The organism is Deinococcus deserti VCD115 (assembly GCF_000020685.1).
GTDB lineage: Bacteria > Deinococcota > Deinococci > Deinococcales > Deinococcaceae > Deinococcus > Deinococcus deserti.
In genome coordinates this window covers 2118861-2135388 of the sequence record NC_012526.1, presented here as the reverse complement: position 1 = coordinate 2135388, position 16528 = coordinate 2118861, and the positions used below count along the sequence as shown (strand labels likewise).

General features: G+C 64.6%; 15 protein-coding genes. 11 read left to right on the top strand and 4 right to left on the bottom strand.

The features are described from left to right. Positions 1-16 precede the first annotated feature (16 nt). On the top strand, positions 17-1375 hold the full coding sequence (locus DEIDE_RS10090; protein ID WP_083764249.1) for a M17 family metallopeptidase: 1359 nt from the start codon (positions 17-19) through the stop codon (positions 1373-1375). A gap of 48 nt (positions 1376-1423) precedes the next feature. Here the strand turns inward: DEIDE_RS10090 and DEIDE_RS10085 are convergent, their stop codons facing one another. Continuing rightward, entirely contained in the window at positions 1424-2344 is a 921-nt protein-coding gene (locus tag DEIDE_RS10085) for a DUF4032 domain-containing protein (RefSeq protein WP_012693850.1), read from the bottom strand. 216 nt (positions 2345-2560) lie between these two features. On the opposite strand from DEIDE_RS10085, the gene DEIDE_RS10080 reads away from it, so the two are divergent. The 5 genes from DEIDE_RS10080 (at position 2561) to DEIDE_RS10060 (ending at position 6704) form a co-directional block, all read left to right on the top strand. Continuing rightward, on the top strand, positions 2561-3157 hold the full coding sequence (locus DEIDE_RS10080) for a sulfite oxidase-like oxidoreductase (RefSeq protein WP_041227562.1): 597 nt from the start codon (positions 2561-2563) through the stop codon (positions 3155-3157). After that, positions 3150-3707, top strand: a complete 558-nt coding sequence (locus DEIDE_RS10075) for a mismatch-specific DNA-glycosylase (protein WP_012693848.1) — start codon at positions 3150-3152, stop codon at positions 3705-3707. The genes DEIDE_RS10080 and DEIDE_RS10075 overlap by 8 nt, the downstream gene beginning before the upstream one ends. 60 nt (positions 3708-3767) lie before the next feature. After that, positions 3768-4556 carry a hypothetical protein gene (locus tag DEIDE_RS10070; protein WP_041227216.1) on the top strand — a complete coding sequence of 263 codons (789 nt, stop codon included), beginning with the start codon at positions 3768-3770 and terminating at the stop codon, positions 4554-4556. Between the two features lie 76 nt (positions 4557-4632). Next, on the top strand, positions 4633-6066 hold the full coding sequence (locus tag DEIDE_RS10065) for an alpha/beta hydrolase (RefSeq protein WP_162485442.1): 1434 nt from the start codon (positions 4633-4635) through the stop codon (positions 6064-6066). Positions 6067-6308: 242 nt separating this feature from the next. Continuing rightward, positions 6309-6704: a VOC family protein gene (locus DEIDE_RS10060; protein WP_012693845.1), complete on the top strand. Its 396-nt coding sequence runs from the start codon at positions 6309-6311 to the stop codon at positions 6702-6704. A 168-nt stretch (positions 6705-6872) separates the two neighbouring features. Here DEIDE_RS10060 and DEIDE_RS10055 read toward each other — a convergent pair whose 3' ends face one another. Together DEIDE_RS10055 and DEIDE_RS10050 are read right to left on the bottom strand one after the other, a co-directional pair. Continuing rightward, positions 6873-7478 carry a hypothetical protein gene (locus DEIDE_RS10055; protein ID WP_162485441.1) on the bottom strand — a complete coding sequence of 202 codons (606 nt, stop codon included), beginning with the start codon at positions 7476-7478 and terminating at the stop codon, positions 6873-6875. A gap of 279 nt (positions 7479-7757) precedes the next feature. Further along, positions 7758-9272, bottom strand: coding sequence for a glycine--tRNA ligase (locus tag DEIDE_RS10050; protein WP_012693843.1), 1515 nt, complete (start codon positions 9270-9272; stop codon positions 7758-7760). A 424-nt stretch (positions 9273-9696) separates the two neighbouring features. Here DEIDE_RS10050 and DEIDE_RS10045 point away from each other — a divergent pair, with 424 nt between their 5' ends. The 4 genes from DEIDE_RS10045 (at position 9697) to dusA (ending at position 14776) form a co-directional block, all read left to right on the top strand. Beyond that, positions 9697-10947 carry a sugar phosphate nucleotidyltransferase gene (locus tag DEIDE_RS10045; protein WP_338032115.1) on the top strand — a complete coding sequence of 417 codons (1251 nt, stop codon included), beginning with the start codon at positions 9697-9699 and terminating at the stop codon, positions 10945-10947. A 75-nt stretch (positions 10948-11022) separates the two neighbouring features. Then, complete coding sequence (locus DEIDE_RS10040; protein ID WP_242402903.1) at positions 11023-13182, top strand: HelD family protein; 2160 nt, start codon at positions 11023-11025, stop codon at positions 13180-13182. Positions 13183-13265: 83 nt separating this feature from the next. After that, the gene (locus DEIDE_RS10035; protein ID WP_041227214.1) at positions 13266-13484 is read left to right on the top strand and encodes a hypothetical protein; all 219 of its coding nucleotides are present in this window, start codon (positions 13266-13268) and stop codon (positions 13482-13484) included. 251 nt (positions 13485-13735) lie between these two features. Continuing rightward, positions 13736-14776, top strand: a complete 1041-nt coding sequence (gene dusA / locus DEIDE_RS10025) for a tRNA dihydrouridine(20/20a) synthase DusA (protein ID WP_012693839.1) — start codon at positions 13736-13738, stop codon at positions 14774-14776. Positions 14777-14833: 57 nt separating this feature from the next. Here the strand turns inward: dusA and DEIDE_RS10020 are convergent, their stop codons facing one another. Continuing rightward, positions 14834-15883, bottom strand: a complete 1050-nt coding sequence (locus DEIDE_RS10020) for a M20/M25/M40 family metallo-hydrolase (RefSeq protein ID WP_012693838.1) — start codon at positions 15881-15883, stop codon at positions 14834-14836. A gap of 91 nt (positions 15884-15974) precedes the next feature. Between DEIDE_RS10020 and apaG the strand changes: the two genes are divergently transcribed. Continuing rightward, the gene (apaG, locus tag DEIDE_RS10015; protein WP_041227212.1) at positions 15975-16382 is read left to right on the top strand and encodes a Co2+/Mg2+ efflux protein ApaG; all 408 of its coding nucleotides are present in this window, start codon (positions 15975-15977) and stop codon (positions 16380-16382) included. Positions 16383-16528: the final 146 nt, after the last annotated feature.

Below are 16528 nucleotides of genomic sequence, written 5' to 3'. Positions count from 1 at the left end.
TGCTTTACTGCAGACCATGCAACTTCATGCTGGAACGGAGCTTCACGGTGACGTGGAGCACTCAGAGCTGTCGGTGGTGTTTTCAGGCGAGGCGTTCCCCGGGCGCCTGACCCGGGGGCTGAAGCCCGGTGAGGTGCGTCTGGCCGCGCGGACGGCCCAGGGAGACGAAGCCCTGGCACTGCTGCCGTCGGACACCACGCAGGCGCGTGAACTGGGGGCTGCCATCGCCAAACTGGCCCGGGATCTCAAGGTCACGGCCGTGCGGGTCGCGCCCACAGACCATGCCCAGGCGCTGGCCAGCGCCGCGCTGGCAGCCGGCTGGCAGGACACCCGCTTCAAGGGTGACGACGCGGAGCAGGCCAGAGTTCCCACCCTTGAGATGACCGGCCTGAAGGCAGAGGCTCAGGCTGCGGTGGAGGCTCTGAGTGCTGGCCTGAGCCTGGCCCGTGAACTGGTCAGCGCGCCGGCCAATGTCATCAACCCGGCGACCCTGGCCCGTGAGGCTCGCCTCCTGGAAGCGTTTGGACTGGACGTGGACGTCTGGGACGGCGCGGAGATCGAGGCCCGGGGAATGGGACTGCTGGCTGCCGTGGCGGCCGGTAGTGTGACCGGGCCACGCCTGATCCGCGTGACCCTGCCGGCGCGTGGAGAGGTCACGCGCGTCGTGGCACTGGTCGGCAAGGGCATCACCTTCGATACGGGCGGCTACTCCATCAAGACCACCCAGGGCATGTACGGCATGAAGAACGACATGGGCGGCGCAGGGGCCGTGCTGGGGGCCATGCGGGCCCTGGCAGACCTGAAGGACCGTATTCCGCAGGGCGTCGAGGTGCGCGCCTATGTGGCGGCAGCCGAAAATATGGTTGGTCCCCATGCTATGCGTCCGGGCGACGTCTACCGCGCTGCCAACGGCAAAACGGTAGAAATCGTGAGCACCGACGCCGAAGGGCGCCTCGTGCTGGGCGACGCGCTGGCCGTGGCCTGCGACGAGGGGGCCACTGAACTCGTGGACGTGGCGACGCTGACCGGCGTCAAGATCAGCGCCCTGGGGAATGACATCGCCGCAGTGTTTTCCAACGACCGCGCCCTGGCCGACCGCCTGCGCGCCGCGGCGCATGAAGCAGGCGAGCACATCTGGGAACTGCCCCTGCACGCGCCCTACCTGAAGGCCTACCAGAAAAACACCGTGGCTGACCTGAAAAACAGCGACCTGAACCCGGCCGGTGCAAGCATCAAGGCGGCGCTGTTTCTCTCGCAGTTCGTTACAAGGCCCTGGGCGCATCTGGACATTGCCGGGAATGCCGAGAAAGAAGGCGTGGCGACGGGCTGGGGTGTGGGCACCCTGGTCGAGTACGTTCTGGGCCAGCCTCAGTAATTCACACTTGGGAGGGGGGAACGCATGTGCACGCGTTCCCCCTCCTTCTTACATGGTTGGCCGCAGCTGACCGCGCAGCAGCAGCCTGACCCGCTGACCGACCCGCTTGTACACGGGCGGCGCGTGACGGGCGCTGAAGTCCATGGTGGCTTCCTCACTGCCGACGTCATGGCCATCCCTCTGGCTCAGGAAATAGCGGTGGTCCATGATCCACAGGTACAGGTCAGCTTCGGTGCGTCCGGGGAAACGCCGCATGACGTCGTGGGTTTCCAGGTTTTCCACGACCCGCAGGTACAGGCGCCGGTACCAGCTTTCCACCGCCTCCTCCCAGGTTACCGGCGGCATCCCGGCACGTTCGGGCTTACGGTCCATAAAGTACTGGCGGGTGCGGATGTGCTCCAGCAGTTTTTCGTAGCGGCCTGGGGTGGTAAAGCAGATTGGCCGGTGGTGGGGAACGATCTCGTGCAGGCGGGTGTTGCGCAGGAACCGGGCGTATTCGCCCTTGATGATCAGGTCGCGCAGGGTGTCATTTTCGTCGGGTGCGAAGGCCACGCTGAGTTCGATCACGTCGGCCTCGATGTATTTCTGTCCCTGCCGCCGCGCCACGCTGGTACGGTGGTTGCCGTCCTTGACGAAGTACTTGTCGCCTACCTTGTACACCTGGATAGGTGGCAGTTCGCGCCCCTGAAGCTGCGCGGCGCGCACGCCGATCCAGCGTTCGTCAAGGTGGGGTTCCTTGGGCAGGTAATGCCGGTCGAATTCGCGGTAGCGGTCAACCGACCCGATGATGTCCTCCACCTCGATGGTCTGCACGCCAAGGGCGCGCTCGCTTTCCGGGCAGAGGTGGCGCACCCAGTCAAACGGAAGCAGTTCGTTGGGCTGACGGCGCACGAGAGCGAGCAGATCCCGCAGGTCACTGAGGTGACGTGCGCGTTCGACTTCATGGCGTGCCTGGTCGTGAACTTGCATTCTCGGACTCTCCTTCGCGCCTGTGCGCGGAGAGCCGGGGTTTCGGCGTCGGGGGGATAGAGGACCCCGGCCTTCGTGTATATTCTACACCACATGGTCCCCTTTGGAATGGACGCCTGTCCCGGCCAGCCACCGCTGGGCAGGAATCTGAAAGCTTAAGGCACTCTGGGCCGCTACATACCTCCTGCTCCGGCAGGCGGGTGTGTAGTGAGCAGCATGCTCGGCAAGTTCTTTAAGAAGCCTGAAAACGACATGGGCGGCCGGATTCCTCCCGGCCAGACGCTCACCACGCGCTTCCCGGTGCTGACCTACGGCCCCACCCAGCACTACCCGGCGTCCGAAGCCCAGGTCCGTATTTTCGGGCTGGCCGGTGAGCGCACCTTCGGCTGGGAGGAACTGCTGGCCCTGCCCCAGACGACCCTGACCTACGACATCCACTGTGTCACCCACTGGAGCAAGCTGGACACCACCTGGACCGGCGTGCGCGTGACTGATCTGCTCCCTCTGCTGGACCTGCAGCCCGGCGCCACGCACGTGATGGTGCACAGCGCTGGGGGGTACACGACCAACCTGTCTTTAGAGGATTTCGCGCGGCCAGAGAATCTGCTGGCCCATACCTTCGATGGTCAGTCGCTGGAAGCTGAGCATGGCGGCCCGCTGCGGCTGGTCGTGCCGCACCTGTTCTTCTGGAAAAGCGCCAAATGGCTCTCCGGGCTGGAATTCATGGACGGGGACCGTCCGGGCTTCTGGGAGCGCAACGGCTACCACATGCGCGGTGATCCCTTTCACGGGCAGCGCTACGACGATGACTGACCCGCTGTTCGAGTTGCCAGTCCCTGACCTGACCGGCAGCGGTGAGTACCTGGTCCCTGACGTGCTCCAAGAAGGCCTGACACTGGTGCTGGTGGGGACTGCTCCCAGCCGCATCAGTGCACGGGCGCAGGCCTACTACGCCAACCCCAAGAACAAATTCTGGGCAACGCTGCACGAGGTGGGCCTGACCCCCAGGCAGCTCGTGCCCCGGGAATACCCGCTGCTGCCTGCCTTCGGGATTGGACTGACCGACGTGGCCAAGCGCCACAGCGGCGTGGACGCCGCGCTGCCTGGCGAAGCGTGGGCACCTCATGAACTGCGTGCCAAAGTCCGCCGGTATCGCCCACAGCTCGTGGCGTTTACCAGCAAGCGCGGCGCTTCCGAAACACTGCGGGTTCCGACCGGGCAACTGCCCTATGGGCCTCAGACTCAGCTTCTGGAAAGCGCTGAGGTCTGGGTGCTGCCCAGTACCAGTCCGCTGGGACACAACCATTTTCAGCTGGCGCCCTGGCAAGCTTTGAGCAAACGGTTTCACGAGCTCCGTGCCTGAACTGCACCTGCTCAGGGTCCAATGCAACGACTTTCATACACGGCGCGTACTGTGAAGTGTATGGCGCCGCGTGTTCGTGCTGGTTTCAAGGCGGTCCGCACTGGCTCCCGAGTGGTGCGTGGCCTGCTCCGTTCCCCGTCTCCGGGATTACCCCGTCTGGCCCAGCCTGACCCGTGGCTGAGGCCGCGCGGCCCGGCGTGGCATCTGGAACGAGGCCGGAACCTGAGCCGGCGTGCGGCTGGTCTGCTTGTCCTGGTCCTGCTCAGCCTGCTGGGCGCTGGTGTTGTGGGGCTGGCAGTCCTGCTCCTGGGTCTGGGCGTCCTGCAGGGCAGTGATCTTGCCGGCTGGCTGCTGGCCCTGACGCTGCTGCTGGCCCTGCTGGGACTGCTGTGGGCTATGCGGCGCGCCGGGCAGCTGATCCGCACTGACTCGCAGGTTTCCGGTGGAACTGCCGCTTCTGACCTGCCGCAGGACGAAGAGCAACTGCTCTCGGTCCTGCGTACCCATCAGCGCGCACTTCCACCGCCCACCCGCGCGGCCTTTCAAACGACGGTGCTGGCCACCCGGGACGCACTGCGCCTGACGGCGGGAGACACGACGCTGGAGCGAGACGTCTATGACGCCCGGCAGGCGGCGCGTGAGGACCTGCCTGAGCTGATGCAGGCGTACCAGTCTGCCCCCAGGGATGCCCGTACGGATCGGGAACTGCTGGATCAGCTGCGCCTCATTGAGGACCGCATGCAGCGGGTGGTCCAGGTACGGGGTGAAGCTAAGGGACGTGCGCTGCGTGCGCACGGGCGCTATCTGCAGGACAAGTACGATCCTCGGGCCGATCAGGACGAGACATGAGTGCAGCTGCTCGCATGAGCTGAGCCCTCAGGGAAGCTCTGGGCGGCCTCGGGACCGCGAGACCTAGCATCGAGGCATGTGTCTGTCTGCACGCTTGGTGCTGGCCCTGTCGCTGCTGCTGGGGACAGGGGAGGCGACACAGGCTCAGACCACAGCTTCGCCTGCCAACACCATCAGTGAGGCAGTCCTGAGGGCAGTTCCAGCGGTCCGGCATGTCCGCCCCGGTGTGACTGTTCCTGGCACCCCACCGGACCTGAATGCCAGTATCACTGTCCGCTACGGGACCGAGCGCCCCCGGGCAATTCTGCTGCTTATGCCCGGGTACCTGGGCGGCGCAGGGAGTTTCGACCGGCTGGCACGCCAGATCGTCGCGCTTGATCCGGGTGTGGCGGTCTGGGCGGTCGACCGCCGGGGCAACCTGCTCGAAGAGCATGCACCCCTGGCACAGGCGGGAAAAACGGAGCTGGAAACAATAGTTCGCAGTGCCCTGCCGGTACGTCCCATCCGACAGCTGAGCTTCATGCGTGACTGGGGGCTGGACACCACCCTGCGTGACTGGCGGGTGGCTGTGCAGGAGGCCCGTACCCTGACGCCTGAGGTCTACGTCGGGGGCCACTCCATGGGGGCCAGTCTGGCCGGGCTGTACGCTGCGTATGACTTCGACGGTCAGCCGGGTTACCAGGACGTGCGGGGGCTGGTGATGCTTGACGGCACCCCTAACCTGCTCAACGGGCGGCTGGTCAGCGCCCAGGAATACCGCCGCGGCTTCTGGGGGACCCTTGGACCGATCACCGGCCTGGACGCTATCAACCGCATGCCCTATGTCAATACGTTCTATTACAGCCCCCAGCGGGCTATCCGGGGCAACGCGCAGGCGCGGCTGGCGCAACTCGCTCCCCAGGAACCTGCCCCGGACGGCGGCCTGACCACACTGCCTGCGACCAATCTGGCCGCGGCGATGCTGCAGATTGAGCAGCGGTACGCCCTGCTGCCATTTCTTGCCGTGCATACCGGGAAGGCCACCAACACCCGTGAAGAGCCCAATCCGCTGCCTCGACTGCTGGGCGCTGAAGAGGATGCTCAGACCATCGTGGGTCCGCGGTTTTCCCGCGTGCCTATCGGCTGGCGGAGCGACCCAGAGGCGCCCACCGACGCACAGGACTTCGTCAACCGCTTCTGGACCCCGCTGAGCGACATGACAGAGTGGTACTTCCCGCAGCGGCTGACCCTGGATGTCAGCACGGCCAGTCTGGATACCCGGGGCACCCCACATGAGGCGCTGCGCGTGTGGCATACCGCGTCCATCATGACCCCGGTGCTGGGCATTGCGGCCGAGGCAGGTGTGACCAGAGCGGCCGACTACTGGCGGTATGGCGGGCAGGTGCTGGGCCAGACCACGGTTCACACGCTGCCGGGCGCAGCCCATCTGGATATCGTGACCGCCCGGGGTACACAGGTGGCCCGCTGGCTGCTCGACTGGATGGCAGGTTTCCCTCCACGCCGGAGCTGACAGGGCCGAACTCCTGGCCGGAGCGCAGATGCTTTCAGCGTTATGCCAGAGATCAGGGAACCATCTGCCAAATGCATCTGACACAAACTCGTTGCCTTCCAAGCGAAGGGTACCGGAAGAGGAGGTCCGGGAAATCCACCAGCTCAGTAGCAAAAAAGCGGCACAGTGTCAGTAATTGCAGAATCACGGTTGTCTCTGAAGGAGTAGCACAGGTGTCCTCTGGCAGGTTCTAACATCAGCTCATGCTTCTGGGACTGGATCATGTGCAGGTGAACGCTCCCTTTGGCCATGAGGAGCAAGCGCGGGCTTTCTTCGGGGCTTTTCTGGGCCTTCCTGAACTGCTGAAGCCGGAAATCCTGCGGCCCAACGGTGGTGTCTGGTTCGCGCTGCCTGATGGACGGCAGATTCATACTGGTGTTGTGGAGGTGTTCGTCCCCAGTTCCAAAGGGCACGTCTGCCTGTTCTGCGACGACCTGGAGGCGGTGCTGACGCGAGCAGAGCAGTTCGGTGTGCTGTGTAGCCTGGACACTCGCCTGCCCCTGCGCCGCCTCTACCTCTCGGACCCCTGGGGAAACCGCATGGAGATTGTCGAGGGACGTCGCTCAAGCGTTGCAGCCCATGGCCCTATGGGGAGTTGAGGAGACGTCAGGCTGTCACGACAGCTCGTGGAGATAAAGCTGCAGCGGTCCAGAGAGAACCACCTGATGCCAGTGTGGTGTTAAGCCCTGCATGGGGCTTCGCACCAGCTGCTGACCGCTTGTTCTCACTAAAACCCGCATTCTCGCAGCATTCATGACTTTTATGCGTCATGCCGGACGGGAAACCCGTACGGGATGAGTGCCCCTACGCTGTAGTCCGGCCAGACCAGTAAGCAGCAAACCCGCCAATCCCCAGGCGGTGGGGTTGGGAAAATTGAGGGTGGTCGCGTGCAGGCAGGGGCCCTCTGTCTGCCGCTTTACACACTGTCTGACATGCAACACTGCAGGACTGGCACGCACGGAAGCGCCGTGCTGTGGGCTGCGACTCAGCAGGGTGTTGTGCTGCTTCTGCGCGATGGCCAACATGGGCCAACCCAGTCCCAAAGTGACCAAAAGCGCTGCCACACTGACATGCAACATTTGCTTCACTGGCGCTCCCCAGGACCGTGCGCCCCAGAGGAGCGCCGTATTCACGGCCAGGACAGACAGCACCAGTGGGTACCCCAGATGCGGCCCCGTAAGCAGAGAACCCTGATACAGGTACCGCATTCCACGCAGTTCGTAGCGCACCGCATCTGCACTAGCGTAAGGAAAGGGGTCCGTGTCGGTGACACTGTGTCCCGCCAGCACGGTATCCAGGAAGCAGATGCCATACAGCAACAGGGCGGCCAGAAGGCACAGAACCGCCCAGGCACGCAGTCGGCGAAGAGACATGATTGGCAGAGTCGTCAACATTGCGCTGCCCCTCATCTGTCCAAAGGCTGAGAGTGGGGAAAATGAAGACTGTCCAGATGAAGCTGGTTACTGCACGGCAGCGGGTCAGATATGCGTTTTACAGGGCATGACGAACATACCCAAAAGCCGTTTGTACCGCGAGCATCTGTGTTTACGTCGTGCTTCTGGCCGGTATAGGGTGTCTGTTCACGCAGAAGGCGGGAGCCTGAATAAAAAGGCCGGTCGTCTTAGGACGACCGGCGATCAGCTCCGTATCCGTCAGCGCAGTTTGGCCTGAATCCAGGCGCTCAGTTCGCTGATCTTCACGCGCTCCTGAGCCAGGGTGTCGCGGTCACGCACTGTCACTGTGTCGGTCAGGGCGGGGTCTTCACCCTTGCCGACGGTGTCGAAGTCCACCGTGACGCAGTAGGGGGTCCCGACCTCATCGTGACGGCGGTAGGCCTTGCCGATGTTGCCGCTGTCCTCGTACAGCACCCGGCCCAGACCCAGACCCTGCAGCTCAGCCTTGATGGCCTTGGCCACGCTGGTAATTTCCTCGCGGTTGCGGGCCAGCGGAATCACCGCCACCTTGATGGGCGCCAGATGTGGCTTGAGCTTCAGCACAATGCGCTCTGAGCCGTTCTCCAGCGTTTCCTTGGTAAAGGCTTCGCTCAGGACGGCCAGCATGGCGCGGTCCACCCCGGCAGATGGCTCGATCACGAAGGGCACGACCGGCTTGTTGGTCTCGGGATGCGGAATGGTCAGCTTGGCAACCGAGTCGTTGTTTTCCTCGACCTTGGCCACCAGTCCCAGCTCGCCCTGCGCCTTGGTGTGCGAGCCCAGGTCGTAGTCGCTGCGGTTGGCAATGCCTTCGATCTCCTCGTGGCCCAGGGTCGGGTAGTCGTACATCAGGTCGTAGGTGCGTTTGGAGTAGTGCGCCAGATCTTCTGCCGGCACGTCCAGGATCTCGATCTTGCTGCGCGGCACGCCCTGCGCTTCCCACCAGCTCAGGCGTTTTTCCAGCCAGTGCTCGTGCCACTGCTCGTCGGTGCCGGGCACGCAGAAGAACTCGATTTCCATCTGCTCGAGTTCGCGCACGCGGAAGATGAAATTACGCGGCGTGATCTCATTGCGGAACGCCTTGCCGATCTGCGCGATGCCGAAGGGCAGACGGCGGCTGGTGGAGTCCACCACGTTCTTGAAGTTGGTAAAGATGCCCTGCGCGGTTTCGGGGCGCAGGTACCCGTAGCTGTCCTCGTCGGCGACGGGACCGATGGTCGTCTTGAACATCATGTTGAAGGGCTTGGGTTCGGTCCACTCGCCGATCTCGCCGCTGAAGGGATCGCGCACGCCGGCCTCGCGCAGCGCAGTGCTGGCCTGGGCCGGGTTGGCGTTCAGTGCGGCCACGAGCGCCGGGAAGTTATCTGCGCTCTGGCCCATCAGCTCAGCCACCCTGGCCAGCACGTCAGCCTTCTGGTCCTTGACCAGGTGGTCGAGGCGGTAGCGCTTGTTGTTCTTCTTGTTGTCGACCATTGGGTCGCTGAACGTCGCCTCGTGGCCGGAATGACGCAGGACCAGGCGGTGCATGATGATGCTGGCGTCCAGACCTTCCATATCGTCACGCTCGTAGACGTTGCTGCGCCACCACGCGGCCTTGATGTTGTTCTTCAGCTCCACACCGAGGGGGCCGTAATCGTAGAAGCCCTGCAGGCCGCCGTAGATTTCAGAGCCCTGAAAAATAAAGCCGCGGCGTTTGCACAGGCTGACCAGTTCTTCCATGGATTGTGCGGGCATACCGTCTCCTTGTCTCAAGCCAGGAAAACGCCCAGACGGCCTGTTTTCCCGGCTCGTCTGGGGACGCGGCAGCACTGAAAAGCGCGGTCCACGCGGTTCCACCCCAGTTCCGGCCCCGCTGTCTGCGCGAGCCGGCACTTTTGTGAATGTTCAGCTCCCCGCTGCCCTTCCCGCGCCTCCAAACCCCGCCTGACTCTCACCGTCTCAGGCTCGCTCATGGGTGACGCTCGCGGTACTCCTGCGGATCAACGCCTGCCGCCCAGTGTGGCGCGAGATGGGGGAGAGGGTCAAGACGGACAGGGCTGTGCGCTCCCGTCATGACACCTTCATGTCAGGCAGGAACACTACAGGGTGGCTGGCAAGGGTCTTGTGTTGACTGCTTCTAAAGTGCTGCCCGGTGTCCCCTCACCCGGCTGCAGGCCCCTTGAGAAACACTGCCGGCGTGGCTACACGCATTGCCGGTCAGAAGGTTCTTGCCATCGTGCTTGCGGGAGGGCGGGGCAGCCGGCTGTCCCCGCTGACCGACGAGCGGGCCAAGCCGGCCGTGCCGTTTCTGGGCACCTACCGGCTGATCGATTTCACGCTGAGCAATCTGGTCAACAGCGGTGTGCAGGACGTGTGGGTCATCGAGCAGTACCTGCCGCACGGCCTGAACGACCACCTGTCGGGCGGCCGGCCCTGGGACCTGGACCGCACGCGCGGGGGGCTGGTGGTCCTGCCACCCTTTTCCAGCCCTGAGAACGAGGACGGCGAGTTCTCTCATGGCAACGCGCACGCCCTTGCGCAGCACGCTCCGCTGATCCGGCAGTTTGCTCCCGACGTGCTGCTGGTCCTCAGCGCCGATCATGTGTACCGCCTGGACTACGGTGAGGTGATCGAGGCCCATGTGAAGGCCGGGGCCAGCGTCACCATGGTCACCACCGACCTGAAGACTGAACAGGAGGCCACGCGCTTCGGCAATGTGCAGGCAGGCGCTGACGGCCGGGTCCGGAAGTTTGCCTACAAGCCCGAGCAGCCGCTGGGCCGCACGGTGACCGCCGAGGTCTTCGCCTATAACCCGGCCGTTCTGCTGGACACCCTGACCGTGTTGCAAAAAGGCGGACAGGCACTGGGCGACTACGGCGAAGAGCTTCTGCCCGCGCTGGTCGGGCGTGGGGACGCACATACCTTCCCCCTGAGCGGTTACTGGATGGATGTCGGGACCATCGAGGCCTATCACGGAGCGCACCGCGACTTTCTGGATGGTCGTGGTTTCGACCTCGATTCCCCTGAATGGCCAGTGATTACCGCCAGCATTACCCGCCCACCCGCCCGCATCGAGAAGGGCGCGGAAGTCTCGGACAGTTTCGTGTGTGGCGGGGCGGTGGTCGCCGGACAGGTCGTGCGCAGTGTGGTGGCCCCTAACGCGGTAATCGAGCGCGGCGCCGTGGTGACCGACAGCATCCTGCAGCCGGGCGCGGTCGTGCGGGCTGGGGCGCAGGTCATGCGGGCCATCGTCGATCAGCACGCCACCGTCCAGGCCGATGCCCAGGTCGGGGGTGCAGGCGGCCTGACCGTTATTGGCGCGCATGCCCAGGTGCAGTCAGGCGCCCAGGTGGGAAGCGGCCTGCATGTGCCTCCGCACCGCCGTGTGAGGGCTGGCCAGGAGGACCGGGCGACTGTCAAGCCGGAGTAACGCCCGCATCAGACCCCGTACCGTGTCTTGCGTAACGATGTGCCTTGTCTACGTCCAGGGCGTTATGCTGGGCGGATGCCCGCTGCTTCACCCCGCCGCCCGGAAAACGAAACCCACCCTGAATTTGACCTGGAAGCCGCCCACCTGGACGGCACGGTCGCAGCCATGCTGCGCCAGATTGAATTCTGGGAGGACCGGGAGCGCAATGCCGGCGCCGACCTGGAAACCAGCGTCATCATGGCGGACGAGGCCGGCGAGCACGCGGCGATGCTCTCGCCACACGTACATCACCCCTACTTCGGCAGCCTGAAAGTGCGGGTGGGTGGCCGCGAACAGACCCTGTACGTCGGGAAGCATGCTTTTCAGGACGTGAAGGGCCCGCACCATGTGGTGGGCTGGGACAGCGAGGTCGGCAGCCTCTTCTACACCCATGAGCTGACCTGGACGCCCCGGCGGGGTGGCAAAGGCACCATCCGCCGCCGCCGTCAGCTCGACGTGATGCAAAAGCGGCTGCTGCGCGTCACGGACCTGTACGACGACGAGCAGGGCGGTGATACCGGTGGGCGCGAGGAAGTGCTGCTGCGGCGCCTGAACGAGGGCTCGACCGCCGGGATGCGCGATGTGGTCGAAACCCTGCAGCCCGAGCAGAACGAGGCCATGCGCTTCCCGGCCGGTACACCGGTGATTATTCAGGGGGCAGCCGGCTCTGGAAAAACCACCATTGGCTTTCACCGGCTGGCCTGGATGACCAATGCCGAGCGCGGGGTGCACCGGGCCCGGCCCGAAGCCTGCATGGTGCTGATGCCCAACCGGGTGTTGGCGGCCTACGCCGGTCGCATCCTGCCGGAGCTAGGCCTGGAGGGCGTGAACGTCACCACCCCGGAAAGCTGGGCCGTGGGCTTGCTGGGCCTGGAAAAGCTGGAGGTCACCGACCGCACCCTGACCCTGCTGCTGACGGACCGCGACAACACGCGGCGGGCGCTGGCGTGGCGCCGCGCCAAGCTGCTGGGCGACGCCCGCATGCTGGACGTGGTGCGCACCCACCTGTGGCACAAGTGGGTCGGAGCCCTGCGGGGACAGGCGCTCAGCGAGGCACTGGAGGTGCCCGGCCGCGGCCTGCTCACCTTCAGCCTGGACGAGGCGGCGCTGCTGGAGATCCTGCGGACGGTGTTTGCCCAGGACTCGCTGGACGGTTACCGGGCTGCGTTCCGCCGGGTGGTCGAGGAACTCGCCCTGGACACCCTGCGTGTCCCCGAGGAACATCAGGCCGGTGTGCTGCGCCAGCTGTCCACCCCGCTGACCACGCTGCTGGGGCGGGTTTTTGCGAGCACCACCCCCGTCACCGAGACGCGGCGCCTGCTGGGCAGCCCCGAGGCGCTGAAAGCCAGCAGCCTGCTGACCGAACGGGAAATTCAGCTGCTGCAGACCGATCCCCTCAGCGGTATTCCCACGCCGCGCCGCGCGCACGCTGACGTGACCGAACTGCCGCTGATGCTGGCCATGCAGGCGTTTATGGGCGGAATTGGGCGGACGGTGGGGCGCACACTGGAACCCTTCGACCATGTGGTGCTCGACGAGGCTCAGGATTACAGCCCTTTGTTGTATACGCTGCTGGGCCGCGCGACGCGCGAGGGCCACCTGACGGCCCTGGGCGACATGAACCAGGGAATGCACGGCTACAAGGGACCCAACACCTGGGACGCCGTGCGCGGCGTGCTCCCAGGGGCGCAGACGCTGACCCTGAGCCGCACCTACCGCTCGACCCGCCAGATCACCGAACTCGGCGCCCGGATTGCCAGTACCTACAACCGCGCCGCCGATGTCCAGGGCGTGGACCGTGACGGAGCAGAGGTGCAGCGCTACCAGAACGGCAATGAACTGGAGCTGATCGCGCGGGCGGTCAAGGATGCGCAGTCCGCCGGGCACACCAACATCGCCATCGTGACCCGCCGGGGCCTGGACGCCGAACGGCTCAGCGAGGCCCTGCGCGACCATGACACCGACGCCCAGCCCATCACCACCCAGGAGCACCGCTTCAAGGGTGGGCTGGTTATTCTGCCGGTGAATCTGGCCAAGGGCCTGGAGTTCAGCGCGGCCATCGTGGCCAGCGCCGACACCGGCACCTATGACGACAGCACCGAGTACGAACGCCGCCTGTTGTACGTGTCGGCCAGCCGCGCCCTGCACTGGCTGGCGCTGGTCAGTGCCGGTGAACTGCACCCGCTGATTGCGTAATCTTCAGGCAAAGGGGCCCGTTGGCCAGGGAGACTCCATCGTTCCCTCATCACCGCCACCGGCGGTCGTCGGAAAGTGTCGATATGACTCAGGATCCCAAGGACCGTCAGGCAGGCCTGCCCGAGGACATCGGCAATGAAATGAGCGAACGCTCCGGCGACGCAGACCAGTACGGCCGCACCAACATCGACACCGCCGGAGATCAGGGCGGGCAGGGCAGTGAAGTTCCGCAGGGCGACACCCTGGACCAGAACGGAAGTGGCACCACGTTTGATGCTGGAACTCAGAATTCAGATCGTTGATGACACTTTTCAGTCGTTCCTGGTTTCCGCCGGGAGGCCCCTTCCGTTGTTCATCCTGGCGGTGCTCTTCGCGGAGCTCATGGTTCACGAGGACGCGAGTGATCGGCACTGCTGCCGTTTCGGGTCCTGGTCCAGCAGAAAGGCTGTGACGCACGCGGGTACAAAGTAATCAGGAGCTACAGCTCTGTACAGGCAAATGGAGCGTCTGACGCTGTTATGACACCAGACCTGTGGCGTAAACTGTCGGGTCTATGTCTGCCGTCTCCTGCACCACCCAGACACTGCCCGCTCACCGGCTGAGCGTGGCGCCCATGATGGACTGGACGGACCGGCACTGCCGGGTCTTTCACCGGACCCTGACGCGCCGCACGCTGCTGTACACCGAGATGGTGACCACTGGCGCCATCCTTCACGGCGACCGCGAACGGCACCTGGGATTTAACCGCGTGGAACACCCGGTGGCGTTGCAGCTGGGCGGCAGTGATCCGGCGGCCCTGGCCGAGTGCACGCGGATGGCCGAAGACTACGGGTATGACGAGATCAACCTCAACTGCGGCTGTCCCAGCGACCGCGTCAGCAGCGGTTCGTTCGGCGCCTGTCTGATGGGCACCCCCGATGTGGTGGCCCGCGCGGTAGAGGCCATGCGCGGCGTCACCCGCCTGCCGGTGACGGTCAAGCACCGCATCGGCATCGACGACCTGGACAGCTATGAGCATCTGACCCGCTTTGTGCGCACGGTGGAAGCCGCAGGCTGCCAGACCTTCATCGTGCACGCGCGCAAGGCCTGGCTTTCGGGGCTGTCGCCCAAAGAGAACCGTGAGATCCCGCCGCTGCGGTATGAGGTGGTCGAGCAGCTCAAGGCTGACTTTCCGCATCTGACCGTTGTGCTCAACGGCGGCGTGCTGGATCTGCGCCAGGCGCAGGGTGCGCTGAACTGGGCAGACGGAGTCATGATCGGCCGCGCTGCCTACCAGACTCCGTATGTGCTTGCTGCGGCAGATCATGAGATCTTCGGTGAGGCTGCCGTTCCGGTAACCCGCCGGGAAGCAATCGAAGCATTCCTGCCGTACGTGGCCGGGCAACTTGCTGCGGGCCAGCCACTGAACCGGATGATGAAACATACCCTGGGCCTGTTTGCTGGGCAGCCGGGAGCCCGCCACTGGAAACGCACCCTGTCCGAGCAGGGACACCGTGATGGTGCCGGCCTGGAGGTCGTGCGTGCCGCTCTGGAGGGTGTGCCGGCTGAAGTGCTGGACGCGAGGGGAGCCCTCACGGAAGCTCAGCCGGCCTGACCGCAAGCAGGGTGCCCGGGAGAAGTTTCCCGGGCACCCTGCTGCCTGTTGCATGCTTTACCGCAGAAAGCTGCCCTCTGCCTCCAGGCCGCGGACCCAAGCCGCGAGAATGTCAATGCAGGCTTTGACGTCTCCGGCATCGACCATTTCGTTCGGGCTGTGCATATAGCGGTTGGGAATGCTGACCACTGCCCCGGGCACCCCTTCACGCGAGAGCATCATGGTGTCCGCGTCCGTGAAGGTCAGGCGGGGGCTGGCAGAGACACTGTGGGGAATGCCCTCGCGCTCGGCAGCTTCCTTCATCTGCCGGAAGATCACCGGGCTGACCATGGCGCCGACGGTGAGGTTTGCGCCGCTGCCGAACGGCACCACGCCGTACTTCTCGGCTTTCACGCCCGGCTGGGTGGTTTCATGGGTGACGTCCACCGCCACCCCGGCAATAGGCCGCACCCGGTGGGCAGCGGTTTTACTGCCGTATGAACCGATTTCTTCCTGGCTGGTGCCCACCGCCACGATACGGTGTTTCAGGTCGGCGTCTTTCAGCGCACGCAGGGCTTCAAGCACGATAAATCCCCCGACGCGGTTGTCCAGTGCCCGGCTTACGATCTTGTTGCCTACCATGACAGTGGGCTGCTCGATCACGGCAACGGTACCAACCGGAATGCGCTTGCGCGCGTCCTCTGCCGTCATGTCCACGTCGATCCACAGGTCCTCAAGCTTGCTGGCCTTGTTGCGGTCATCCTCGTCCATGACGTGAATGGCCTTTTTCCCGATTACACCGATCAGGTCGCCTTCCGGGGCAAGCAGGCGTATACGTTGACCAACCAGCACCTGCGGGTCCCAGCCGCCCAGCGGCAGCACGTGCAGGAATCCCTGATCATTGACGTGGCTGACCATCAGGCCGATCTCGTCCAGGTGACCGGTCAGGATGATTGCTGGCGCACCTTCCGGCCCCAGCTCGGCATAGACGTTCCCGTAGTGGTCTTCGCTGGTCCGGGCAAAAGTAGCGGCTTCTTTCAGCCACACGTCGGCAGCGCGGCGCTCAAAACCGCTGGGTGCAGCTTCGCGGAGCAGGGCGAACAGAAACTCCTGATTGATTTTGCTCATTCGTCCGAGTCTACTGCCACCCCGCTCCACCTGATTGCCGCGAATACGACCTACCTATAGCCCAGGCGCACGACCCAGCTAGACTGCCCACATGACTCAGCCTCCTGACGCTCCTGTGCCGGACAGTTCTGAGCCCGATATCCGCGTCAACGTGGAAGTCCAGCACCTGGGCCCACGCAGCCGGGAAGGCCGGCAGGTATTTACCTACGTGATCCGGATCGAAAACCACAGCGACCAGACCTGGCAGCTGCTTGCGCGGCACTGGGACATCCTGGACGCGACCGGACGCCACACCAGCGTGGACGGCGAGGGCGTGGTCGGCGAGCAGCCGGTTCTGCCGCCGGGCGGCGCCTTCGTCTACGATTCGTTTGTGACTCTGGAAGCCACGCCTGGGCGCATGAGCGGGCACTACGTGATGCAGGATGCCTGGAGCGCCCGAGCACAGGTGCCCATTCCGGCTTTTGTACTGGATGTACCCGGGCGACGGGTGCTGAATTGAACAGGAGGCTGTGGTCGCGTCGTTGATCAGATGATCCGGGGTGAACGGCTGTGGTGTGGGTCAAAGGATTCGAGCGAAGCTGTCCCCCGGAAGCTTCTCAGAGCATTCGGGTGACAGCTTCGCTCCAGAGGGCCCGGCCGCGATAT

Excerpts from the sequence above, each read along its gene's own strand:
- DEIDE_RS10070 (WP_041227216.1), top strand. The coding sequence starts at position 3,768 with ATGGCGCCGCGTGTTCGTGCTGGTTTCAAGGCGGTCCGCACTGGCTCC.
- DEIDE_RS10050 (WP_012693843.1), bottom strand. The coding sequence starts at position 9,272 with ATGCCCGCACAATCCATGGAAGAACTGGTCAGCCTGTGCAAACGCCGC.
- DEIDE_RS10085 (WP_012693850.1), bottom strand. The coding sequence starts at position 2,344 with ATGCAAGTTCACGACCAGGCACGCCATGAAGTCGAACGCGCACGTCAC.
- DEIDE_RS10035 (WP_041227214.1), top strand. The coding sequence starts at position 13,266 with ATGACTCAGGATCCCAAGGACCGTCAGGCAGGCCTGCCCGAGGACATC.
- DEIDE_RS10020 (WP_012693838.1), bottom strand. The coding sequence starts at position 15,883 with ATGAGCAAAATCAATCAGGAGTTTCTGTTCGCCCTGCTCCGCGAAGCT.
- DEIDE_RS10060 (WP_012693845.1), top strand. The coding sequence starts at position 6,309 with ATGCTTCTGGGACTGGATCATGTGCAGGTGAACGCTCCCTTTGGCCAT.
- DEIDE_RS10090 (WP_083764249.1), top strand. The coding sequence starts at position 17 with ATGCAACTTCATGCTGGAACGGAGCTTCACGGTGACGTGGAGCACTCA.
- dusA (WP_012693839.1), top strand. The coding sequence starts at position 13,736 with ATGTCTGCCGTCTCCTGCACCACCCAGACACTGCCCGCTCACCGGCTG.
- DEIDE_RS10040 (WP_242402903.1), top strand. The coding sequence starts at position 11,023 with ATGCCCGCTGCTTCACCCCGCCGCCCGGAAAACGAAACCCACCCTGAA.
- DEIDE_RS10065 (WP_162485442.1), top strand. The coding sequence starts at position 4,633 with ATGTGTCTGTCTGCACGCTTGGTGCTGGCCCTGTCGCTGCTGCTGGGG.
- DEIDE_RS10075 (WP_012693848.1), top strand. The coding sequence starts at position 3,150 with ATGACTGACCCGCTGTTCGAGTTGCCAGTCCCTGACCTGACCGGCAGC.
- DEIDE_RS10080 (WP_041227562.1), top strand. The coding sequence starts at position 2,561 with ATGCTCGGCAAGTTCTTTAAGAAGCCTGAAAACGACATGGGCGGCCGG.
- apaG (WP_041227212.1), top strand. The coding sequence starts at position 15,975 with ATGACTCAGCCTCCTGACGCTCCTGTGCCGGACAGTTCTGAGCCCGAT.
- DEIDE_RS10055 (WP_162485441.1), bottom strand. The coding sequence starts at position 7,478 with ATGTCTCTTCGCCGACTGCGTGCCTGGGCGGTTCTGTGCCTTCTGGCC.